26 protein-coding genes and 1 pseudogene are annotated in these 19,273 nt (G+C 66.8%); 8 read left to right on the top strand and 19 right to left on the bottom strand.

The features are described 5' to 3' along the window. Nucleotides 1-5: 5 nt before the first annotated feature. On the bottom strand, nt 6-377 hold the full coding sequence (locus tag TX79_RS11895; protein ID WP_049927658.1) for a type II toxin-antitoxin system VapC family toxin: 372 nt from the start codon (nt 375-377) through the stop codon (nt 6-8). After that, nucleotides 361-621, bottom strand: coding sequence for an antitoxin VapB family protein (locus TX79_RS11890; RefSeq protein WP_049927657.1), 261 nt, complete (start codon nt 619-621; stop codon nt 361-363). The genes TX79_RS11895 and TX79_RS11890 overlap by 17 nt, the downstream gene beginning before the upstream one ends. Nucleotides 622-741: 120 nt before the next feature. Here TX79_RS11890 and TX79_RS11885 point away from each other — a divergent pair, with 120 nt between their 5' ends. Next, entirely contained in the window at nt 742-1,560 is an 819-nt protein-coding gene (locus TX79_RS11885; RefSeq protein ID WP_049927656.1) for an SIR2 family NAD-dependent protein deacylase, read from the top strand. A 57-nt stretch (nt 1,561-1,617) separates the two neighbouring features. Here the strand turns inward: TX79_RS11885 and TX79_RS11880 are convergent, their stop codons facing one another. The 6 genes from TX79_RS11880 to TX79_RS11855 form a co-directional block, all read right to left on the bottom strand. Beyond that, on the bottom strand, nt 1,618-1,833 hold the full coding sequence (locus tag TX79_RS11880) for a hypothetical protein (protein WP_049927655.1): 216 nt from the start codon (nt 1,831-1,833) through the stop codon (nt 1,618-1,620). After that, nucleotides 1,830-2,117 carry a HalOD1 output domain-containing protein gene (locus TX79_RS11875; RefSeq protein ID WP_049927654.1) on the bottom strand — a complete coding sequence of 96 codons (288 nt, stop codon included), beginning with the start codon at nt 2,115-2,117 and terminating at the stop codon, nt 1,830-1,832. Before TX79_RS11875 ends, TX79_RS11880 begins: the two co-directional genes overlap by 4 nt. Before the next feature lie 172 nt (nt 2,118-2,289). After that, a complete protein-coding gene (locus TX79_RS11870) occupies nt 2,290-2,937 on the bottom strand; it encodes a helix-turn-helix domain-containing protein (RefSeq protein ID WP_049927653.1) in 648 nt (215 codons plus the stop codon). Between the two features lie 144 nt (nt 2,938-3,081). Then, nucleotides 3,082-4,275, bottom strand: coding sequence for a threonine synthase (locus tag TX79_RS11865; RefSeq protein WP_049927652.1), 1,194 nt, complete (start codon nt 4,273-4,275; stop codon nt 3,082-3,084). 154 nt (nt 4,276-4,429) lie between these two features. Continuing rightward, the gene (locus TX79_RS11860) at nt 4,430-4,606 is read right to left on the bottom strand and encodes a 50S ribosomal protein L37e (RefSeq protein WP_049927651.1); all 177 of its coding nucleotides are present in this window, start codon (nt 4,604-4,606) and stop codon (nt 4,430-4,432) included. Beyond that, nucleotides 4,603-4,860: an LSM domain-containing protein gene (locus TX79_RS11855; RefSeq protein WP_049927650.1), complete on the bottom strand. Its 258-nt coding sequence runs from the start codon at nt 4,858-4,860 to the stop codon at nt 4,603-4,605. The genes TX79_RS11860 and TX79_RS11855 overlap by 4 nt, the downstream gene beginning before the upstream one ends. 159 nt (nt 4,861-5,019) lie before the next feature. Between TX79_RS11855 and TX79_RS11850 the strand changes: the two genes are divergently transcribed. The 3 genes from TX79_RS11850 (at nt 5,020) to TX79_RS11840 (ending at nt 6,730) form a co-directional block, all read left to right on the top strand. After that, nucleotides 5,020-5,301: a hypothetical protein gene (locus TX79_RS11850; protein WP_081655554.1), complete on the top strand. Its 282-nt coding sequence runs from the start codon at nt 5,020-5,022 to the stop codon at nt 5,299-5,301. Between the two features lie 80 nt (nt 5,302-5,381). Then, a complete protein-coding gene (locus TX79_RS11845) occupies nt 5,382-5,678 on the top strand; it encodes a hypothetical protein (protein WP_049927648.1) in 297 nt (98 codons plus the stop codon). A gap of 95 nt (nt 5,679-5,773) precedes the next feature. Next, a complete protein-coding gene (locus TX79_RS11840; protein ID WP_049927647.1) occupies nt 5,774-6,730 on the top strand; it encodes a zinc-dependent metalloprotease in 957 nt (318 codons plus the stop codon). A gap of 333 nt (nt 6,731-7,063) precedes the next feature. Here the strand turns inward: TX79_RS11840 and TX79_RS11835 are convergent, their stop codons facing one another. The 3 genes from TX79_RS11835 to TX79_RS11825 form a co-directional block, all read right to left on the bottom strand. Next, nucleotides 7,064-7,303, bottom strand: coding sequence for a hypothetical protein (locus TX79_RS11835; protein ID WP_049927646.1), 240 nt, complete (start codon nt 7,301-7,303; stop codon nt 7,064-7,066). Then, nucleotides 7,300-7,704 (bottom strand): nuclear transport factor 2 family protein, encoded by a 405-nt coding sequence (locus TX79_RS11830; RefSeq protein WP_049927645.1) that lies wholly within the window; start codon nt 7,702-7,704, stop codon nt 7,300-7,302. The genes TX79_RS11835 and TX79_RS11830 overlap by 4 nt, the downstream gene beginning before the upstream one ends. A gap of 84 nt (nt 7,705-7,788) precedes the next feature. Then, complete coding sequence (locus TX79_RS11825; protein ID WP_049927644.1) at nt 7,789-8,340, bottom strand: hypothetical protein; 552 nt, start codon at nt 8,338-8,340, stop codon at nt 7,789-7,791. A gap of 165 nt (nt 8,341-8,505) precedes the next feature. On the opposite strand from TX79_RS11825, the gene TX79_RS11820 reads away from it, so the two are divergent. Continuing rightward, nucleotides 8,506-8,784 carry a hypothetical protein gene (locus tag TX79_RS11820; protein WP_049927643.1) on the top strand — a complete coding sequence of 93 codons (279 nt, stop codon included), beginning with the start codon at nt 8,506-8,508 and terminating at the stop codon, nt 8,782-8,784. Nucleotides 8,785-8,818: 34 nt separating this feature from the next. Here TX79_RS11820 and TX79_RS11815 read toward each other — a convergent pair whose 3' ends face one another. After that, on the bottom strand, nt 8,819-9,373 hold the full coding sequence (locus tag TX79_RS11815; protein WP_049927642.1) for an SPW repeat domain-containing protein: 555 nt from the start codon (nt 9,371-9,373) through the stop codon (nt 8,819-8,821). Nucleotides 9,374-9,577: 204 nt separating this feature from the next. Between TX79_RS11815 and TX79_RS11810 the strand changes: the two genes are divergently transcribed. After that, nucleotides 9,578-12,424 carry an AAA domain-containing protein gene (locus TX79_RS11810; protein ID WP_049927641.1) on the top strand — a complete coding sequence of 949 codons (2,847 nt, stop codon included), beginning with the start codon at nt 9,578-9,580 and terminating at the stop codon, nt 12,422-12,424. A gap of 55 nt (nt 12,425-12,479) precedes the next feature. Here the strand turns inward: TX79_RS11810 and TX79_RS11805 are convergent, their stop codons facing one another. The 3 genes from TX79_RS11805 to TX79_RS11795 form a co-directional block, all read right to left on the bottom strand. Then, entirely contained in the window at nt 12,480-13,100 is a 621-nt protein-coding gene (locus TX79_RS11805) for a hypothetical protein (RefSeq protein ID WP_049927640.1), read from the bottom strand. Nucleotides 13,101-13,148: 48 nt separating this feature from the next. Further along, the gene (locus TX79_RS11800) at nt 13,149-14,114 is read right to left on the bottom strand and encodes an AIR synthase family protein (RefSeq protein ID WP_049927639.1); all 966 of its coding nucleotides are present in this window, start codon (nt 14,112-14,114) and stop codon (nt 13,149-13,151) included. Nucleotides 14,115-14,199: 85 nt separating this feature from the next. After that, entirely contained in the window at nt 14,200-15,069 is an 870-nt protein-coding gene (locus TX79_RS11795; RefSeq protein WP_049928374.1) for a deoxyribonuclease IV, read from the bottom strand. Nucleotides 15,070-15,223: 154 nt separating this feature from the next. Between TX79_RS11795 and TX79_RS11790 the strand changes: the two genes are divergently transcribed. Beyond that, a complete protein-coding gene (locus tag TX79_RS11790; RefSeq protein ID WP_049927638.1) occupies nt 15,224-15,646 on the top strand; it encodes a hypothetical protein in 423 nt (140 codons plus the stop codon). A 126-nt stretch (nt 15,647-15,772) separates the two neighbouring features. On the opposite strand, the pseudogene TX79_RS19875 reads toward TX79_RS11790, so the two are convergent. The 4 genes and pseudogenes from TX79_RS19875 to TX79_RS11775 form a co-directional block, all read right to left on the bottom strand. Continuing rightward, nucleotides 15,773-15,889: pseudogene (locus TX79_RS19875) on the bottom strand (deoxyribonuclease IV); the annotation flags it as partial. 46 nt (nt 15,890-15,935) lie between these two features. Further along, nucleotides 15,936-16,892, bottom strand: coding sequence for a M48 family metallopeptidase (locus tag TX79_RS11785; RefSeq protein ID WP_049927637.1), 957 nt, complete (start codon nt 16,890-16,892; stop codon nt 15,936-15,938). Nucleotides 16,893-16,943: 51 nt separating this feature from the next. Next, complete coding sequence (locus tag TX79_RS11780) at nt 16,944-17,777, bottom strand: lipoate--protein ligase family protein (protein ID WP_049927636.1); 834 nt, start codon at nt 17,775-17,777, stop codon at nt 16,944-16,946. A gap of 77 nt (nt 17,778-17,854) precedes the next feature. Then, the gene (locus tag TX79_RS11775; RefSeq protein ID WP_230198572.1) at nt 17,855-18,169 is read right to left on the bottom strand and encodes a hypothetical protein; all 315 of its coding nucleotides are present in this window, start codon (nt 18,167-18,169) and stop codon (nt 17,855-17,857) included. 170 nt (nt 18,170-18,339) lie between these two features. On the opposite strand from TX79_RS11775, the gene TX79_RS11770 reads away from it, so the two are divergent. Further along, nucleotides 18,340-19,251: a serine/threonine-protein kinase RIO2 gene (locus TX79_RS11770; RefSeq protein ID WP_049927635.1), complete on the top strand. Its 912-nt coding sequence runs from the start codon at nt 18,340-18,342 to the stop codon at nt 19,249-19,251. Nucleotides 19,252-19,273: the final 22 nt, after the last annotated feature.

Below are 19,273 nucleotides of genomic sequence, written 5' to 3'. Positions count from 1 at the left end.
CCCGCTCAGTACGGGGTTACCTCGGCCTGCGTTCGCCGAAACTCCGCGACGTTTCGCGTGAGAACCGGTTTGTTCGCTTCGATCGCTGTCGCCGCGATCATCGCGTCGACTGCCCCGATGGTCCTTCCCTCCTGCTGGAGACGGCGTTGTTCCGTGATCGCTCGCCTCGCTTCTGCGAATCCGTACGGTAAGACGTCGATACGTTCGATAATCGACTCGAATCGATCACGACGAGATTCGGGAAGGCCACGACCGATTTCCGTGGAGGTGAGGGACGACACCGACGCGTCGTGCCAGTCGAATTCGTCGAGTTTCGCGATTGCCCCTGGATCTTCCTCGAAGAGGTCGATGAGAAAGCAGCTATCGATCAACACCATCGGTAGACTCGTGGTCGGTATCGCGGGCGTCGAACCGATCGTTCATCTCGGCGCGAAACGCCTTCGATTCCCGTCGTACGTCGGAAATTTCTCTCTCGTCGAGCAAGCCGACCAGTTCACGGAACGGGTTCTCCTCGTCGACGAGCAGCCGATCGACGACGTCGCTGAAGCTTTCGTCGTCCCGTTTCGCCCGCTCGAGCCGACGATACGTTTCCTCGCGGAGACTGATCGTCTTGCTACTCATCTGTGTCGCTGTGTTTCTCGTTCTGTGCTCATATGTGTTCTGCGTCCGCCGGAAGCGGAGCCGGGAACGACGCCGCCGTCGGACCTGCGCGTTTTTGCCGTTCGACGCCGACGTTCGCGTATGGACGATCTCGAGTCACTCGCCGCCGAGATCGATCGGTCGGCGACGGTCGTGGCGTTCACGGGTGCCGGCATCTCCGCGCCGTCGGGCGTGCCGACGTTCCGCGGCGACGACGGCGTCTGGGACCGCTTCGAGGAGGGCCAGTTCACCTACGGCCGGTTCCGGAGCGACCCCGAGGGGTTCTGGGCGGATCGCGTCGAACTCCAGCGCGAGCTGTTCGACGGGGAGTACGAACCCAACGCCGCCCACGAGGCGCTGGCGGAACTCGGTCGCGACGGCTACCTCGAGGCGATCCTCACCCAGAACACGGACGGCCTTCACGGGGACGCGGTCGACGCCATCGTCGGTGACCAGTCGGACGCCGATCGGTCGAACGACGGCACCGACGGCGACGGGGGCGACGGGCCGACCGTGCTCGAGTTACACGGCAACTCCCAGCGGGTTCGCTGCGTCGACTGCAGGCGACGTCGGGACGGGGACCCGATTTTCGAGCGCGCCGCCGACGGCGAACTGCCGCCGACCTGCGAGTGTGGCGGCGTCTACAAACCCGACGTCGTCCTCTTCGGCGAGCAACTCCCGGGCGCGGTCATCCAGCGGGCGCGCTCGCTCGCCCGCGAGAGCGATGTGTTCCTCGCGATCGGCTCCTCGCTGGTCGTCGAACCGGCGGCCTCCCTCCCGCGGCTGGCGTCGTCCGCCGGGGCGACCGTCGCCGTCGTCAATCTCGAGGAGACGCCCTGCGACTCCATCGCGGACGTCGTCCGACGGGGGGACGTTACCGAGGTGCTCCCGCGGCTACAGGAACTCGTCGATCGTCAGTAACGGACGGGTGCCGGTCGAAAACACGCCGATCGTCGCGCGGTCGGTACCTGCTGGTAGCTAGGCGGACTCGGTGTGGGAGGTGTCATCGGCCGGATCCAGGAGATCCCGGACGACGACGGCCTCGCAGATCGCCGGCGGCGTCGGTCTCCCGACCGAGTCGCTGGTGTCGATCGTGTGACCGGTTTCGACGAAGTGCTCGAGCGCCAGCCGTGACGGGTCCCGCTCGCTCGTAGTGGCGTCCGCGAACCAGTCGCAGTGCAGGCAGTACTTCATTCGGTCTTCGGCTCGCCTGCCGTCCGCTGGGGTTCGATCTCGATCGAGCCGTCGCTCGCGACGGCGACTCGCTTGTCCTCGTACTCGAAGGTGACTTGGCCGGACCGTTTCCCGGTCGTTGACGTCGATTCGAAGAGGGCATCCAGCGCCGTCGGATCGATGCTGCTGTACAGCGGTGGCGAGAGGTCCATCGGGTCGACGTCGTCGTATGCTGCGATCTCCTGGACGACCCGTACCGAGAGAGGCTCCTCGTCCGAGGGGCTGGAGGGTGCTCGGGGTGCCATCACTCGTACGAAGCCGTCACCCCGTATAAGACCGGTGGTACGCCTATCGTGGATTCGCCAGCAAGAAATATCGTTTCGGTGAATGTTGTACGAACGAAAGTCGCGACCTGGGTGGGCGATAGCGGCGGTAGCGGAGCGACCCGAGACACCGACTCTCGGGTGCTCGAGCGCGTCAGTCGGAAACGAGGTGCTTTTCGACCAGACGGGCCTGTCCCCGACGGATGCGTTCGCTGACCGCCTGGTTCGAGATGTCCAGCGCCTCGGCGATGGCGGTGAGCGTCGTCTCGCGTGGGACGTCGAAAAAGCCGTGTTCGTACGCGAGCAACAGCGCTTCCCGCTGGGAGTCGGTGAGGCCGCCGGCGTCGGTACGGACGTCCTCGCCGTTCGCCAGTCGGTGTAGTTCGAGGTCGACCCCGCGGGCCTCGAGGAAGCCGTGGTACTCCGAGAAGGCGTCGCGGTCGGGAAACCGCATCGACAGTTCCCACCGCCCGTCGGTGCCGTGACACTCGAGCAGTTCGCCGCCGACGGAGACCCACCGGCTGTAGGCGTCGATGGCACCCCCGTCGGCCCCGATGACCCGGTACAGCGCCACCTCGTCGGACCGCGAGAGACGCTGGAACTCGTCGACCGTTCCGTCCTCCTCGAGCGTCGTCTCGAGGCGGGAGAAGTCACCACAGGTGGCCCAGCAGAACGCGATCGGCCGCGACGGATCGAGCGCGTACTGACGCTCGAGGTCGATAGTGAGCGACGGCATCGCCTGGAGCGTCTGCCCGAGGACGAGGTCGGGCGATGCCGCGTCGAACTCCGCGAGGAGACTCATGGTTGGTGGTCCCGAGTGAAGACGCAAAACCGTTAAGGCCAAATCGGATATTTTGGCCCGTCTTGGCCTAAGTACAACCTGATTCGGCGGGATAGTATGGCGGGTCGAATCGATCGACCCGTTCGTGCTCGACCCGGAGCGCGCTCACACGCCCTGGCTCATCAGGTGGCTGCGCAACACGTCGGCTTCCTTGTTCCCCGCACCGGTGTTGAGGATGACGACGGTTTCGTCGCCGTCGAACTCCCCGCGCTCGGCGAGTTCCCACGCACCGCTCGCTGCCGCCGCGGAACTGGGAACCATCTCGAGGCCCTCGCGTTTGGCGACCTGGACGCCCGCCTCGAGGATGTCCGGGTCGTCGGTCGCCACCGCACCGCCGTCGGTCTCGCGGAGCGCCTCGAGGATCCACGGGCTCGCGCCGGGATCGGGAATCTCGAGGCCGCCACAGATCGTGTCGGGGTGTTCGACCGGTTCGTGTTCCGCTCGCCCCTCCTCGAAGGCCTCGACGATCGGCGCACAGCCCGAGGCCTGGGCGGCGTACAGGGCCGGCAACTCGTCGATCAGGCCGAGGTCGCGAAACTCCCGGGCGGCCTTGTACATGCCGATGAGGCCGACGCCGCCGCCGGTGGGGTACGTGATGACGTCGGGCGTCTCCCAGTCGAGTTGTTCGACGATCTCGTAAAGCATCGTCTTCTTGCCCTCGTGGCGGTAGGGCGTGACGAACGTCTGCAGCGGATACCAGTCGTCGTGTTCCGCGAGCCCCTCCTCGAAGGCGGCTCCGGCGTCGCCGATCCGGCCCCCGACGACGGTCATGTCGCCGCCGTGGACGTTGACCATCGCCTTGTTCGTAAAGCCCGACCGGGATGGGAGGTAGACGTGTGACTCGAGACCCGCGCGGCCGGCGTAGGCTGCCGCTGCCTGCCCGGCGTTGCCCGCCGAGGCGAGGGCGACCTCGCTCGCGCCGTGCTGGGTCGCGGCCGTCACGGCGACGGTCTGGCCGCGATCCTTGAAAGTGCCTGTCGGGTTGCGCCCCTCGTCTTTGATCAGGACGCGCCCGACGCCGAACTCGTCGGCGAGGCTGGGACACTCGACCAGCGGCGTCGCTCCTTCGTCCATCGTGACGGCCGCCTCGCGGGCGAACGGCAGCAGTTCCTCGTAGCGCCACATCGAGTCGAACGGCCGTGACGCGAGGGTCTCGCGATCCAGGTCGATCGCGTCGTACTCGTACTGCGGATCGAGGATGCCGTCGCAGTCCGGACAGCGATGCGTCGCGTCGGCGGCGTCGAACGTCGCCCCGCAGTCGACGCACTCGAGGCCGACGAAGGCCTGTGTCGTCTCCATATCCGACTGTTCGCGGCCCGGGACTAATGGCTGTCCATCGGGCGTCGGCGGGGTGAGTCAGCGACGACCGACGGGGAGAGGCGACTCGACCGAACGGCTCACGGATCGTCGTCGAAACGTTGCGAGAAACGAGACAGAAGTCTCGATCGGAGAATCAGTTGTCGCCGGCTTTCGACTGCCACTCGTAGTCGCGGCGTTTGGACGATTTGCCGAAACCACACGACGAGCAGACTTTCTTCTTCACGTGGTAGGACTTCTCACCGCAGCGACGACACTTGACGTGGGTCGTCGTGTTCTTCTTTCCTTGGCTCGGGGTTCCTGCACCAGTCATGGAGTGATCGAAACGACGTTATCGCCGCGTATAATGGTTGTGTCTTCGATCGGCTCCTCAGTCGATTCCGCTTCCTCGGGCCGTTCGGACTCCGGAACGGGCGCTTCGGAGGGAATCGTCGCGTCCTCGAGAACGAGGTTCATGTGCTGGTCGTAGCCCGTGAGTTCACCGACGTACTCGTCGCCGCTTTTGAGCCGTACGGTGACGCGTTCGCCAAGCGACGCCTCGAGGACGTCCAGCGGTCGTCCACTCATACGAAAGACCGCAGGTGATGGACACTTAATCGTACCGGTCCTGCCCCCGCCGAGGACGGCTGCGACGTGTGGTACGGTGACCATACGGGGTGTCCGACGACGTTCGCGAGGCTCGCAAGCCGTGGGGCTTTGGCCGGCGGTGGCCAACCGCCGGTGACCATGAGGGGGACTCGAGACGACCGAACCGAGCCGGATCGGAGTCGGCGACGAGCGATCAGGTTGTCGGGACTGGCCGCAACTGGCTCGCTCGTCGCGCTCGCCGGGTGCGGCGACGAAGGGCCGGGCGAGGAGACACCCCAGGACGGCGAGAACGAACCGGAGTCCGACCAGGTCGAGGAGGAGCCCGCCCAGCCCGAAAACGAGGACGAAACCGACGAACCCGGTGAAGGGACCGACGAGGAGGGCGAGCGGCCCGGCGGCGAGGAGGAAGACGAGGGCTGATCGCGTCCCGCGACGGCGGTCCGTATCAGCCGCGGCGAGTCGGCCAAACGGCTAAGTGGCCGGTCGCCGACCACCTACGTATGGGCGATAAGAAGTTCACGTTCATCGAGTTGCATCTCGACGGTGACCACCAGTTCGGCCCCCGAACGATCGGCGATGCGCTCCCCATCGGCGGGGGAGCCGACCTCGAGGTCGACGAGGAGTACGAGGACCTCGAGGAGGAAGAGGGTGAGGACGGCTCCGGTCCGGGTAAGGCCATCGGTGCGGTCGTCGCGCTGGCGGTGCTCGTCGCTATCGGCGTCGCCGTCAGGAAGTACCGCGGCGACGACGAGGAGGAACTGGAGCCCGAGGAAGAACCGGACGTCATCGTCAACTGACACGGTCTGCGGTACGTCAGTCCCATTCCGGAACGCCGTTCTCGAGTGGGCACGAGCGGCCGAACGCTTTTGCGCTCCGCCTCCGTACCCCTGTTGTGAACCTCTATCGTAGCGCCCGGGCCGTTGCCGGGGCGTCCGGTTCCGACGCGATCGACTGGGGGTCGGCCGCCGAAGCCGCGAAGGCCGCGACCGACCCCGGCTCGCTCGCGCTCGAGCCCGGCGAACGCGAGGCCTACGCCCGCGACGTTCGGGACGCGCGAGCCGCAGTACGGACCGTTTCGGGCGTCGAGTTCGACGTCCCCGAGACGGTCGAGATCCAGAACCGCCACCACTGGATCGACGCCAACGTCTCTACGTTCGAACGCGTCATGGGCGCACTCGAGCCCCACACCGACGACTTTCCCGGCGTCGCCCGGACGATCAACACCGGGACGATGACCGTGTTGCTGTCGTTTCTCGGCCGGAACGTCCTCGGGCAGTACGATCCGCTCCTGCTGGCGGAAGCACCCGACGAGGACCACGCGTTGTACTTCGTTCGGCCGAACATCGTGAACGCCGCCGAGACCCTCGAGGTCGAGTACGACCGGTTCCGTCGCTGGATCGCCTTCCACGAGGTGACCCACGCCGCCGAGTTCGGTGCCGCACCCTGGCTCTCGGACCACCTCGAGAACCGGATGGAACAGGGCATCGCCAATCTCTCGGACGGCCGTCTCGACCGGGATACGTTCCGCGAACTCGACGCGGCGATGACCGTCGTCGAGGGGTACGCCGAACTCCTGATGGATCACGCGTTCGACGAGGAGTACGAGGACCTCCGCCGGAAACTCGACGCCCGCCGCAAGGGGCGTGGCCCGATCCAGCGGCTGTTCCGCCGCCTGCTCGGCCTCGGACTGAAACGCCGGCAGTACGAGCGCGGCAAGGACTTCTTCGAACGCGTCGTCACAGCCCGCGACCTCGAGGCTGCGAGCGTCGTCTGGCAGGGTCCCGAGTACCTGCCGACCCACGAGGAACTCGACGCGCCCGACCTGTGGCTTCAGCGGATCGATCCCTAGCATTCGATGCTATCGTGGACTTGAGGACTGAATTGCCCGTTCGAACGGAGGCTGTCGAGACGAAGCGTCCTGCTATCGTGGACACGAGGAGTAGCCACGCCCTCCCCAACCGATTCGCTCCCGTTGGTCGCTCATCCCTCGCACGGTGTCGGTCGAGCGGCCTCCCTTTCGGTCGGCCGCTCGACAGCGCGCGCCACTGCACGTAGTTGGCCAGGTGCGGAACGGTGTCTCGACTCGTACCGGATGCCGGATAACGACGTCGCAGTCCCAGCTACAGCCAGCTGATTGCTGCCGTCGGGTGGTCACGCGGTAGGCGGCTTCGATTCCCGCGTGTCAGCGTCGCCGTCGACTCGAGGGCTCGAGTTCGCGCATCGTTCGGCGGAGATACCAGAGCAACACGACGCCGAAGCCGACGCTGCCGAGGATCACGGCGGCAGCGATCGTCAGCGAGGCACCGCCCTGCAGGGCCATCGTCGCGCCCGAGACCCCGACCAGCAGGACGAACCCGATGCCGAGGCGTGTCAGGCCGCGGTCGTCGACCCTCCCCGAGCCGGGATCGCGCCCGCGACTCATAGCTCGTCCGCCGTGCTGACGTGCATGGTCGCGAACTGCCAGTCCGGCGCGTTTCCTTCGCCGTCGGCGTCCGCGCTCGGCACCAGCGTCCCGCTCCAGCGGGTGTCGAATCGCATGCGGTCGCCGGTATCGGTGTCGGTCCAGGCCATCGTCACCTCGTCGGCGAACGTCGCGAACCCCTCGCGCTCGTCGACGACCAGTCGCTCGCTCTCGACCGACCACTCGTCAGTCGTCGCCGTCTGTTCGCGGAGCGCGTCGGCCACCGCCTCGGTGCCGAACAGGGCCTCGCTGATGCCGAACTTGACCGTGGTCTCGCCGTCGCGGAAGTACGGGACGAGGGGGTCGCCGGCCCGCAGCGCGTCGTAGTAGTCGCGGACGACGTCCGCGGCGCTCGTAGTCATGGCTAGTCCGTCGCAAGCCGCGTTCAAAGGCCCATCGGACGCGACCGCAGGGCCCCTCGCCCCGTTGGTCGCTCCCGAAGCCAATTACATGAAGCCGCGGTCGACCTCGTCGGTCTCGATGAGGTCCTCGAGTTCGGCGTTCAGCAGTTCGTCGGCCTCTTCGAACTGCTCGTTTAGCCCCTCGAGTTCGTCCGGCCGGTCGTACTGGTCGTACTCCATCGGACCGAACGCGGGGCTCTCTAAGGCCTCCATGACGTCGTCGAACAGGTCCTGTGGCCGCGTCGGCGCGTCGGCGTGGGTCTCGAGCACCGTCTCGAGGCGGTTGGAGACCGTCTCGGCTTCCTCTTCGTCCTCCGGCGGCGACTGGACGGCGAAGCGGCCGCCGGCGTCGTCCTCGGGGAGGAACGAACCGATCTCGTCGTCTAAGTTGCGCGCGACCTGGGTGCCGACGCCGCGGACCTCGAAGGGGTTTTTCGCGTACGTCTTGAGGAAGAAGACGCCCGCAGCTGGATGCGCGAGGTACATGTCCTCACCGACGCCGCCCGCACGGTCGCCGGCGACTGCACGCCAGCCCTCGGGATCGACGTCCCGCTCGGTGACGTCCTCGAGAATGTCCTGCCACTCGCGAATCCGCATACGTGAGGGTTGCGACGCCGAGGGAATGAACGTATCGGTTGCCACGAAATCCGTTCCCCTCGAGACGTCGGCGGCCCTGAACGCGCCCGCTCGTCGCCGGCGACCGACCGGCGAACCAAAAGGGATACGTCGACTCCCACGAAGGGATCGTAACCACGTCTTTCCATGTCCGTCCGCTCATCGCCGTCGCTCGTCGAACTGTTTCGCGCCGCACCAGCGAAGAGTTTCCTGCTCGCGGTCGGGCCGCTGGCGCTCGCGCTCGGACAACTCGCCAACAGCCTCGTCAACGGCCTCTCGCCGCTCATCGCGGTCGGTTTCGCCGGGGTAATGATCGCCTTTGCCGTCGTCGCGACGCGACATCACGCCGCCGAGTACCGCCTTCGTCGACTCGAGTCGAGCCTCGAGTCCGATTCCCGGGCGGGAACGGCGGAAGCGAGCGATTGACGCCACCCGACGGGACTGAAACCGACGCGCGGACCTACGCGCTGGCTTCGGGTTCGGTCGCGACTGCTCTTGCTTCCCGCGCTTCGTACGCGTTGTAGCCGGCGAGTGCGGCGATCAGGAACCCGGAGCCGACGGTGCTCCAGAACGGGCTGTCCGCCAGTCCCGCGCCGGCCGGCATCCCCAGTAACGCGGCGCTGACGATCAGCCAGATACCGAGTACGGCCACGAGCGACGCGACTCCGACGCTCAGCGGGACGTCGTTGGAGAGCCGATAGAGGTTGTAGCCGGCGGCCAGGACGACGACGGCTCCGACGAGGACGTTGTTCCACAGCGCGATCTCGCCGGTGTCGAACAGGAGGACAGAGAGTGCGACCCAGGCCCCGAGGACGGCGACGACGGCGCTGACGACCGAGGTCTTGCGCCGGCGTTCCTCGGTGACGATCTGGGTCGACTCGTCGCGGGGGTCTCGGCCCCGGTCGCGGTCCCCGACGCCGGTGCCGGAGTCGACGGCGGTCCCGGTCTCCTCGCCCGGGTTCTTCGCCTCCGGGGCGGGGTCCGGTTCGCGGTCGTCCCGGTTCGAATCACTCATGCGTCTCGTCGGTTCGACGGGCCGGGCAAAAGCGCCCGTGACCGTTTCGAGCGACGACGGAACCGTCGTGCCAGTAACGCGCGATTACCACGCGACGGTCTCGAGGCGGCCACTCAGTTGCCGGAGTCACGGTTGTCGAGGCGTCCCAACGACGGCCGACCGGGACCGATAGCGTTTTTGATCGGTCGACCGTGACGGACAGGCGTGAACGTTCGGGGAACCGTCGCGGGCGACGTCGAGGTACGGACCGTCTCGACGAGCTACGGCGACACCGACCTCGCGGAGGTCCCGCTGCGACTCGAGCGGATCGAGACCGACGCCGACGACCCGGACGGCCCCGTTCCCGACGGGGGCGTCGCGAGCGAGTCGACGACCGTTGACGGCGAGGTGACGACGGTCACCTGCTGGGACAAGTGGGTCGAGTCCGCCGAGTTGCTCGAGCCCGGGATGGAACTGCTGGTCACGAACGTCGAGGAAGACGAGTACCAGGGCGAGACCCAGTATGCGACGACGGGCGACTCCTACGTCGTCGTCGAGCCCTCGTTCCTCGTCAACGTGACGTCGATCCGCAACTGGGTGGAGTGTCCGCGGTTGTACTACCTGAACAAGCTGTCGGGAATCCCGCTGAACTACCCCGTCGTCAAGGGGACCATCGTCCACGAGGTCTTCGGCGATCTGCTCCGGGGTCGCGACCTCGAGGAGTCGATCGAGGCCCGCGTCGAGGAACGGGGCCTCCAGTTGGGCCTGCTGGGCGAGAGCGCCGACGCCGTTGCCGAGGACGTTCGCGAAAACGCCTCGGCGATCGAGGGCTGGCTCGAGCAGGGCCGCCTCACGGAGGAAGATAGCTGGCGCTCCGAGCAGTTGCTCATCAGCGAGACGTTCGGCATCCGCGGCCGCGCGGACGCCATCCGACGGGGCGCGCCGGTCGAACTCAAGACGGGCAAGAACCTCAAGAAGGAACCCCGCTTCAAGGACAAGGTCCAGGCCGCCTGCTACGCCCTGATGCTCGAGGAACACGGCGACCCGGTGGACACCGGGACCCTCCTCTACACCAAGAATTCGGCGCTCGACCGCAACGAGGAGACCGGCGACCTCACGCCCGCGAAGGACTTCTCGATGGGCGACGGCCTCCTGAAGTTCGTCGTCCGCCTGCGCAACGAGATCGCGGCGATGGAGATCGAGGGCGACGTGCCGACGGGGTACGAGGGCGACGCGAAGTGCGAGTACTGCTTCGAGCAGGACACCTGCATGGTCGTCTCGGGACGGCTCGACCAGGAGTCGAAGGCGGGACAGATCGGGACGCCGCTACCCGAGGAGGAACGCGACTACTTCCAGCGCACCTATCGGGCCATCGAGCAAGAACGCCGCGAGGTCCACCGCGAGTACGCCAAACTCTGGGAACAGGACGCCCAGGAACGGGCCGACGACGACCGCGCGCTGATCGACCTCGAGTTCGAGGAGATGCGCGAACTCTCGGAGGGACGCTGGGAACTCCGCGCGCGTCGCGCCGGGGGCGCGACCTCGAAGCTCCGGGAGGGCGACCTCGTCCTCGCGAGCGACGGCCACCCGGTTCGCGGAAACGCCGAACTCGCCCGGATCGAACGGCTGGGAAGCGCGGAGCCACGCTCCGCGGATAGTCGAGCGGTGGAGCCGCGAGACGATGATATCGTCCTCACCGCGGACGAACCGGTCGAGGTCACCAGGCTCGACGTCTACCCCTCGGAACTGACGACCGACCGGCTGCTCGCGGCGCTGCACGACTTCCTCCTGAAGGGCGACGAGCGACGGAAGGACGTGCTGTTCGGACGGACCGAACCCGAGTTCGACCTCCCCGACGAGACGTTCATCGACAACAACGACGCGCAGAACGAGGCCGTCCGGAAAGCCGTTGGTGCGGAGGACCTCGCGCTGATCCACGGTCCGCCGGGAACCGGGAAAACGTACACCATCGCCCGCGCCATCCGCGCGATGGTCGAACGCGGCGAACGCGTCCTGCTGTCGGCCTTCACCAACCGGGCCGTCGACAACGCCCTCGAGGCGCTGCTCGAGCAGTGCGAGGCCGACGACGCGCTCGAGCGGGACCGGATCGTCCGCGTCGGCTCCGAGAGCGGCGTCCGCGCGGACATGGAGCCGTACCGCCTCGAGCGGGCCGGCGACCCCACGGCGCGACTCGCGGAACTCGAGGACGCACAGGTCGTGGCGGCGACGACTGCGACCTGTGGCTCGCGGGTGATGAAAGAGCAATCGTTCGATGCGGCGGTCGTCGACGAGGCCGCACAGCTGACCGAACCCGGGACGTTCGCGGCGGTCAACCTCGCCGAGCGGTTCGTGCTGGTCGGCGATCACGAACAGCTGCCGCCGGTCGTCCGCTCCGAGGGCGGAGACCAGCGGGACCCGGAACACGCGAGCGGCGACGAGCCGCGAGCGGTGGACCTCACCGAGTCGCTGTTCGAACGCCTGGTCGAGCAGTACCCCGACGCGGGGATCATGCTGGATCGACAGTACCGGATGAACCAGCGGATCCAGTACTTCTCCTCCCAGGAGTTCTACGACGGCGAACTGCGGCCCGCCGAACCCGCGGTCGCCGGACGAACGCTCGCGGACCTCGAGGGGGTCTCGCTCGAGGCGCTCCCCGAGTCGTTGCGCGACCCCGTCACGTTCGTCGACGTCGAGGGAGACGACGGCCGGTACACCGACAGCGAGGAGGCCGCCCGGATCGCCGACCTGATCGAGACCTACGCCGCGGCGGGCCTCGAGTACGACGACATCGGCGTCATCGCGCCGTTCCGCGCGCAGGTCTCGACGATCTCGAGCCGCGTCCCCGACGCCGTCGCCGTCGACACCGTCGACCGGTTCCAGGGCTCGAGCCAGGAGGTGATCGTCGTCTCGTTCACCGCGACGGGGTCGCTCGGGGGGCCGATCTTCGAGGACTACCGCCGGATCAACGTCGCGCTCACGCGGCCAAAACGGGCGCTGGTGCTGGTCGGCGACTCGCGGGCGCTCGCCTCGGATCCGGTCTACGAACGGATGCTCGAGTGGGCGCGGCGGTAGCGTCGACCGGCGTCCGGCCCCTCGAGCGCGAGACCGGTGGAACGTATGCCTCCACTCACTCGGCCCAGTTCTCGTAGATCTCCGTCGCGTAGGACTCCACCACCTCCACGTCGCCGTCGGTTTCGTCGGTGTGAATGAGCGTTACCATCACCTCGCCGTCCCGGAAGCTGAGTTCGACCTCGCCGGGCGATCCTTCCTCCGGGGGGTGTTCGTAGGCCCCGGTCTGGTCGGCGACGTCGAGGTCGCTCGAGTCCGCCGGATACCAGTACTCGAACTCCGCTCTGGCTTCGTCTTCGGAGGGGAAGATCACGACCACGACCTGGAGCCGCTCGGTCTCGCCGCGGGTCAGTTCCCGGAATCCGTAATCGGCGTCGATCTGGCGGTCGACCTGCGTCCAGCCGTCGTCCTCGAAGTCGGCGGCTTGCAGGATCGCCTCGATGTCGACGTCCTCGTTCTCGTCCGAATCGTCGTCCGCTTCGGTGTTCTCGGAGTCGTCTTCAGCGCCCGTTTCGCCGTTCGCTGGTGCGCTATCGTCGTTTTCGTCATCCGTACCGTCGTCGTTCGATGGGTCGTCGTCATCGTTCGATGGAGTGTCCTCGTTCGATCCGGACGTACACCCGGCGATACCGCTCGTCGTGGTGGCCCCCACCAGGGCAATCAGTTCACGTCGCTTCATTGCGGCTAGCGCTCACACCCGAGTTCGTTCAACCTTTCGCTCCGGGGCCTACGCCGAATCCTCCCAGAGAGGGTAGAGTTCGTCCCGGACCGGTTCCGTGATCGTCTCCCCGTCAACCTCGAGCGCGGGATCGCCTTCGCGAACGCGGCCGATCTCGGTCGCCTCGACGCCCGCGTCGGCCAGCGCAGCGAGCGCGTCGGCACAGTCTGCGTCCGGCACCGCGGCGAGCAACGCACCGGAGCCGAAGATCCGCAGGGGATCGACGCCGGCGGCCGCACAGAGCGTCTCCGTCTCCGGTCGGATCGGTACCGCCTCGCGGTCGACCTCGAGGCGGACGTCCGAGGCACGGGCGAGTTCGAGCAGTCCGGCGGCGACGCCGCCCTCCGTCGGATCGTGCATCGCGGTCGCGTACTCGCGGACGGCCCGGGCGTCGGGGACGACGCTGATCTCCTCGAGAAAGCCCGCGGCGCGCTCGCAGGTCTCCGCGTCGACCCCGAGTTCGTCGCCGAAGTCGGCCGCGAGAATGGCCGTCCCCTCGACGGCGGCGGCCTTCGTCAGGAGGACGCGATCGCCGGGTTCGGCCCCGCCCGTTGGGACGAACCGGTCGGAGATCCCCATCGCTGTCAGCGTCACCAGCGGCCGCTCGAGCGCGTCGACGTACTCCGAGTGGCCGCCGACGATAGTCGCGCCGACCTCCCGGGCGGCGGCGTCCAGGTCGTCGGTGATCGTCCCGATCGACGTCTCCTCGTCGGGAAGCATGACGACGGCCGTCAGCCACCGCGGGTCCGCGCCGGAGGCGGCGACGTCGTTGCAGGCGACGTGGACGCCGAGCGTGCCGACGGCCGACGCCGCCAGAGAGATGGGGTCGGTGCTGACGACGAGTCGTCCCTCGGGCGGGTCGATCACGGCCGCGTCCTCGCCGTCGGCCGGCCCCTGCACGACCGCGTCGTCGGGCGCTCCCGTTCGGTCGAAGACGTGCTCGAGCAACTCCCCGGGCGGAACCTTCCCTGGCATACGGTGAACTCGTACCGTCTCCGGGTTGTAGCTGTCGACAGCGAGCCGTGATCGGGGATCCGCGGGCGTCGAAAACGGAGTCGGGTCAGTCCTCCCGCAGTTCTTTGACCGTCTCGATGTTCCAGGCGAAGCCGCGCCCGTCCTCGGTGGGCGTCTCGAGCGCGAAGGGCAGGTAACGCAGGTCGGGGTGGTTGACGATCGCTTTCATGCCGTCCTCACCGATGTAGCCCTCGCCGATGTGGGCGTGTTCGTCCTTGTGCGTGCCCACGTCGTGTTTCGAGTCGTTGAGGTGGATGTACTCGAGGTACTCGAGGCCGACCTCGTCGTCGAACCGCTGGACGGTCTCGTCGACCGCCTCGGGCGTCGTCAGGTCGTTGCCCGCGACGAGCGTGTGCGCGGTGTCGATGCAGATGCCGATGTCGGTCTCGGTGCGTTCGATGATGCCCGCGAGGTGTTCGAACTCGCCACCGAGCTTCGTGCCGCTTCCCGCGTCGGACTCGATGAGGATCGTAACGTCCTCGGGGACGTCGAGGTCGTCGATGACGTTCGCGGCGTTGTCCAGTCCCTGCTCGACGCCCGCGCCCGTGTGTGCACCGAGATGGACGTTGACGTAGGGAATGCCCAGTTTGTCGGCGGCGTCGAGTTCCGCCTGCATGCTCTCCTTGGACTTGCGCCGGAGGTCCTCCTTCGGCGTACAGAGATTCACGAGGTACGCCGAGTGGATCACCCAGGGACCCTCGAGTTTCTCCTCGGTCTCCTCCTGGAACCCCTCGGCGGCCTCGTCGCTGATCTCGGGCTGGGCCCAGACCTGCGGCGAGGTGGTGAAGATCTGCCCGCAGTTACCGCCGAACGCACGCTGGCGGTGGACCGCGTTGCGGATGTCGTCGTACGGCGGTGTTTCGTCGTCGGAGGAAACGCGTGAGCCGGAGATGGATACGTGTGCACCGATCTTCATGGCCATCCGTCAGTACCAGTTCCTGATAGAGATACTGGTTTCGGAAGATCGTTCCCGATCGGTGACGGACACTGACTGGTATCCAGACGCTCGTTCGGGCGGAACATATCGAACAGTATACTTATATTGTGCCTACATCCAGTAGACGCTACTAATGTCAGACAGTCGATCCAGCGACAAAACGTTCTTTCTGGGCGTCGTCTCGCTGCTCGTGGCGTGTATCGTACTCGTACCGTCCTATCTCGTGATGATCGGTGGCGTTGCAAGTACGATCGCCGGCTGGATTCCGCAGCCGAGTCTGGGAACACTCGTCCTCGCGTTTCAGCTCTATCTGGTGGCATCGATCTGTCTGCTCCCCATTACGGTGGATCTCTCGCTCGAGGGACTTCCGTCAGTTCGGGACGTAGTGGTTTCCGCCGGTATCGTCGCGGTCGTCGTCGTACCGTTGTTGTACCTCCTGGTTCACGCGGCGGTCAGCGTCTGGACCGCTCTTCCCGATTCGTACGAAGCACAGGCGTCGTTCCTGTTCCTCCTCGCTAGCCTCATTGGACACGTCACGGCGAACTCCGACGATTGACCGGCTTGAGGTCGTGAAAACCGCCAACCGACCGGTTGTTGCGGTATTCACGTGTCGGACACGCTCGTCCGTGGATCGGATCCGGTCTCGAAGTGCTGTTCGGGTTCATACGGCCCTCTCTGCGCCGTTTCCGGTGTGGCTTCCCAGGTCCTGGACCGCGTTACGGATGTCGTCGCACGGCGGTGTTTCGTCGTCTGACGAGACGCGCGAGCCGGGGATGGATACGTGTCCGCCGACCTTCAGAGGCTCCCGTCAGTACCGGTTCACCTCTGTACGTCGGACCGTCGGCTCACTCCTCCGGGGCGTCGACAGCCAGCGACCGGCACTGCTCGAGTCGGGCCTCGAGCGGCGGATGGGTCCCGCGGAGGCCGCCGGTCCCGGGTCCGCTGTCGCCGAGCGTCGGCAGGACGTTGATCGCGTTCGTCGTTCGCGCGCTGGCGCGCAGATCCGTCGTCGGTCGTCGCGTTCGCCGATCGTGCAATGTCTCGAGCGCCGACGCGAGTGCGCCCGGGTTCCCGGTGGCCTCGACGGCGGCCCGATCCGCGGCGAGTTCCCGCCCGCGAGAGAAGACGCCGACGCCCACCAATCCGACCGACGTGAGCACCCAGCCGAGCGGATCGACCCGCCACTCGTCGTCGTTATCGTCGAGGAAGTCGGCTGCGAACAACGGCACGAGCAACCACGAGGTCAACTGGAGGTCGTCGTTCGCCAGGTGGCCGAACTCGTGGGCGAGGACGGCCTCACGTTCCTCGTTCGAGAGCGTCCGGACGAGTCCCTTCGAGACGACCACGACGGGCGACCCCGTCCGACGGATCGCCACGACGGGGTCCGTCGGCCGGTACGTCGTGTACGCGACCGGCGTCTCGGCCGGATGGAGTCGTATCGCCGGCTTCGAGACGTCGAACTGCGCGGCGAGTCGCGTCGCCGTCGCCTCGAGCGTCCGCGCCGTCTCGGAGTCGGTCGCAGCGACGGGAACGGTGGTCTCGAGGAGCCGTCGCCGTTCCAGCCGAATCGCGTGGGCGACGACGAAGGCAAAACACGGGAGGACGAGGACGGATCCCAGGCCGAGCGCCCACAGGACGTTCGATTCGGTCAGCGCCACCGGACCGACCTCGGTGACGACGACCAGCACAACCGCTGCGGCGAAGGCGACGACCGTATACGCGCTCCCGAGGAGCGCGAGACCGCTGACGCAGGCACCGAGGAGGGCTCGAACGAGCAGACCGACGGGGCTCGTGAGCCGCATATCGGATCGTCGCCGACGGCGGCGAAAAGCGGTTTGGTTTCTAACAAGTGCTCAGTGCTCGTCCGCCTCGAGCACTTCCCGGTCCCGAACCCAGGAGTCGGTACCGAACTTCCGCTCGGCTAGCTTCTCGGCGGCCTCGAGTTCGTCGTCGCGCCACTCGTCCTCGTCGGCGTCGCACCAGTCGCCGAGCGCGCTCGCCAGCGCGTCGACCGCCTCGTCACGGTCCATACCTGTCTGTTCGCGGATGCTCGTCACCCGATCGCTGAAGGCGTCGGCGTGCACTTCGGTCTCGAAGACCCCGACGTGGTGCTCGGGCTCGAGGTCGTAACTGATCGAGCCGTGCTGGATGACGACGTCGCGCTGGCGGTACTGGGCGTTCCCGCTGATCTTGCTCGGCTGGTCACCGTCCGCGGGCGCGACGACGTCGTGAGCGGGATTGATGTCCCGCAGGTAACACGAGGGCTGGTAGATCGAGGCCTGTTCGGCCGCCGCGAAGTCGGCGTCGACGCCCATTCGACGGAGTCCCTCGAGGATGGGCTCGCAGAACAGCGCGTAGCAGTCCATCAGATCGCCGGGGACCTCGTCGGCCGGCGCGACGATCGTGTAGGAGATGTCGGCGTACCGGTCGTGGTAGATCCCGCCGCCGCCGGTCTGGCGTCGGGTGACGTCGATTCCCTCGCGCTCGCCGTACTCCCAGTCGACCGTGTCGGCGTCCTGCCGATATCCCAGCGAGAGCGTGCTGGGCTCCCACGAGTAGACCCGTACCGTCCGGACGTCCTCCTCGAGGGCGGTTTCGGCGGCCACCTCCTCGAGGGCCATCTGCGTGGCCCCGTCGCGGGGCTCGTCCCGGACGAGTCGCCACTCCCGGTCGGCGAGTGCAGCCATAGGTCGGACCACGGGAGCGAGTCCCAAATCGATTCCGGTGCCGTCGACCGGGGCCGAGTCGCTCGAACACGGGTGGCTCAGTCGGTCCGGTCGGAGAACTCGCCCTCGAGGACGAGTCGCCGACGACGGGCGGCTCGCCATTCGGCGTATCCGTAGCACGCTAGCGCGATGATAGCGAGGACGCCGACCACGAACGCCCCGAACAACGCCGCGAACAGCGGTTCGGAGAGCGCTTCGAAAGGCTGGTGCGGAAGCTGATCGGCCGCCCGCTGCTGTGCGGGCGTGAGTCCGACGACGAACACGCGGTAGCCGAGATAGGCCGTCGTTCCCAGCCAGGCGAGCAGGCCGGCCCCCGCCAGAATCCGTCCCGCCGTTCGAACTGATCGCCTCATACTCGTCGAGCGATTCGACGAGGTTCCTATAGGCCTTCTCATCCACTCGCCGTTTCCCCGCTGGGGCAGGTTTGATATCGCGGGATGTGGTTTATCACGTGGCGTGTCCCGACGGTCACCCACTCGAATCACTCACGACGTTTTTACGTACTCGACGGCTATCGCTCCCTATGGTGCGGAACGTCGCCGGGTTACTCCCGGAACTCGAGGACGAGGACTTCTATCTCCTCTCCGGCGTCGAGCAGGGGATGCGCTTCTCGGAGTGGGTCCAGCGCGAGAAACTGCCACGCTTCGCCGGGCTGACCGAGGAGGAGGTCGACTACCGGCTCGAGCGCTGTCTGAAACGCGGGCTGATCGAGAAAAAGACCATCCAGTACGAAGGCTACACCCTCCAGTTCGAGGGCTACGACCTGCTGGCCCTGCGGGCGCTGGTCCAGCGCGACACGATCACCGAGTTCGGTTCTCCGCTGGGCGTCGGCAAGGAGAGCGACGTCTACGAGGTCCGGTCGTACAAGCCCCTCGCGCTGAAGTACCACCGCGAGGGGTACACGAACTTCCGGGAGGTCCACAAGGAACGCGATTACACCGCCGACAAGGAACACGTCTCCTGGATGTACACCGCGCGGAAGGCCGCCGAGCGCGAACACGACATTCTCGAGGAGCTGTATCCCGACGTGTCGGTCCCCCGGCCGATCGACCAGAATCGCCACGCCATCGTCATGGAGAAGATGGAGGGCGTCGAACTCTCGCGGGCGAAACTCGAGGACGACCAGGTGCTCGGCGTCCTCGAGTTGCTCCTCAGGGAGGTCGCGCGCGCGCACGAGATCGGATACGTTCACGCGGACATGAGCGAGTACAACGTCTTCGTCGGCGAGGACGGGGTGACGGTCTTCGACTGGCCCCAGGCGGTCCCGACCGAACACGACAACGCCGGCGAGTTCCTCCGGCGCGACGTCGAGAACCTGATCGGCTACTTCCGCCGGAAGTACCCCCAGCACGTTCCGGACGATCTCGACGAAGACGAGATCGCGAGTGCCATCGAAGACGAGACCTTCGAGACGGTGACGGCGTTGCTCGAGTGACGACTCTCGAGTCGACCGATTC

Source organism: Halopiger goleimassiliensis (assembly GCF_000455345.1).
Classification (GTDB): Archaea; Halobacteriota; Halobacteria; order Halobacteriales; family Natrialbaceae; genus Halopiger_A; species Halopiger_A goleimassiliensis.
The sequence above is the reverse complement of the archived record's forward strand: the minus strand, read 5'-3'. Positions and strand labels throughout refer to the sequence as shown.

What these genes read in the sequence shown, in the direction of transcription:
- TX79_RS11895 (WP_049927658.1), bottom strand. Translation starts at nt 377, where the DNA reads ATGGTGTTGATCGATAGCTGCTTTCTCATCGACCTCTTCGAGGAAGAT.
- TX79_RS11890 (WP_049927657.1), bottom strand. Translation starts at nt 621, where the DNA reads ATGAGTAGCAAGACGATCAGTCTCCGCGAGGAAACGTATCGTCGGCTC.
- TX79_RS11885 (WP_049927656.1), top strand. Translation starts at nt 742, where the DNA reads ATGGACGATCTCGAGTCACTCGCCGCCGAGATCGATCGGTCGGCGACG.
- TX79_RS11880 (WP_049927655.1), bottom strand. Translation starts at nt 1,833, where the DNA reads ATGAAGTACTGCCTGCACTGCGACTGGTTCGCGGACGCCACTACGAGC.
- TX79_RS11875 (WP_049927654.1), bottom strand. Translation starts at nt 2,117, where the DNA reads ATGGCACCCCGAGCACCCTCCAGCCCCTCGGACGAGGAGCCTCTCTCG.
- TX79_RS11870 (WP_049927653.1), bottom strand. Translation starts at nt 2,937, where the DNA reads ATGAGTCTCCTCGCGGAGTTCGACGCGGCATCGCCCGACCTCGTCCTC.
- TX79_RS11865 (WP_049927652.1), bottom strand. Translation starts at nt 4,275, where the DNA reads ATGGAGACGACACAGGCCTTCGTCGGCCTCGAGTGCGTCGACTGCGGG.
- TX79_RS11860 (WP_049927651.1), bottom strand. Translation starts at nt 4,606, where the DNA reads ATGACTGGTGCAGGAACCCCGAGCCAAGGAAAGAAGAACACGACGACC.
- TX79_RS11855 (WP_049927650.1), bottom strand. Translation starts at nt 4,860, where the DNA reads ATGAGTGGACGACCGCTGGACGTCCTCGAGGCGTCGCTTGGCGAACGC.
- TX79_RS11850 (WP_081655554.1), top strand. Translation starts at nt 5,020, where the DNA reads ATGAGGGGGACTCGAGACGACCGAACCGAGCCGGATCGGAGTCGGCGA.
- TX79_RS11845 (WP_049927648.1), top strand. Translation starts at nt 5,382, where the DNA reads ATGGGCGATAAGAAGTTCACGTTCATCGAGTTGCATCTCGACGGTGAC.
- TX79_RS11835 (WP_049927646.1), bottom strand. Translation starts at nt 7,303, where the DNA reads ATGAGTCGCGGGCGCGATCCCGGCTCGGGGAGGGTCGACGACCGCGGC.
- TX79_RS11830 (WP_049927645.1), bottom strand. Translation starts at nt 7,704, where the DNA reads ATGACTACGAGCGCCGCGGACGTCGTCCGCGACTACTACGACGCGCTG.
- TX79_RS11825 (WP_049927644.1), bottom strand. Translation starts at nt 8,340, where the DNA reads ATGCGGATTCGCGAGTGGCAGGACATTCTCGAGGACGTCACCGAGCGG.
- TX79_RS11820 (WP_049927643.1), top strand. Translation starts at nt 8,506, where the DNA reads ATGTCCGTCCGCTCATCGCCGTCGCTCGTCGAACTGTTTCGCGCCGCA.
- TX79_RS11815 (WP_049927642.1), bottom strand. Translation starts at nt 9,373, where the DNA reads ATGAGTGATTCGAACCGGGACGACCGCGAACCGGACCCCGCCCCGGAG.
- TX79_RS11805 (WP_049927640.1), bottom strand. Translation starts at nt 13,100, where the DNA reads ATGAAGCGACGTGAACTGATTGCCCTGGTGGGGGCCACCACGACGAGC.
- TX79_RS11800 (WP_049927639.1), bottom strand. Translation starts at nt 14,114, where the DNA reads ATGCCAGGGAAGGTTCCGCCCGGGGAGTTGCTCGAGCACGTCTTCGAC.
- TX79_RS11795 (WP_049928374.1), bottom strand. Translation starts at nt 15,069, where the DNA reads ATGAAGATCGGTGCACACGTATCCATCTCCGGCTCACGCGTTTCCTCC.
- TX79_RS11790 (WP_049927638.1), top strand. Translation starts at nt 15,224, where the DNA reads ATGTCAGACAGTCGATCCAGCGACAAAACGTTCTTTCTGGGCGTCGTC.
- TX79_RS11785 (WP_049927637.1), bottom strand. Translation starts at nt 16,892, where the DNA reads ATGCGGCTCACGAGCCCCGTCGGTCTGCTCGTTCGAGCCCTCCTCGGT.
- TX79_RS11780 (WP_049927636.1), bottom strand. Translation starts at nt 17,777, where the DNA reads ATGGCTGCACTCGCCGACCGGGAGTGGCGACTCGTCCGGGACGAGCCC.
- TX79_RS11775 (WP_230198572.1), bottom strand. Translation starts at nt 18,169, where the DNA reads ATGAGGCGATCAGTTCGAACGGCGGGACGGATTCTGGCGGGGGCCGGC.
- TX79_RS11770 (WP_049927635.1), top strand. Translation starts at nt 18,340, where the DNA reads ATGGTGCGGAACGTCGCCGGGTTACTCCCGGAACTCGAGGACGAGGAC.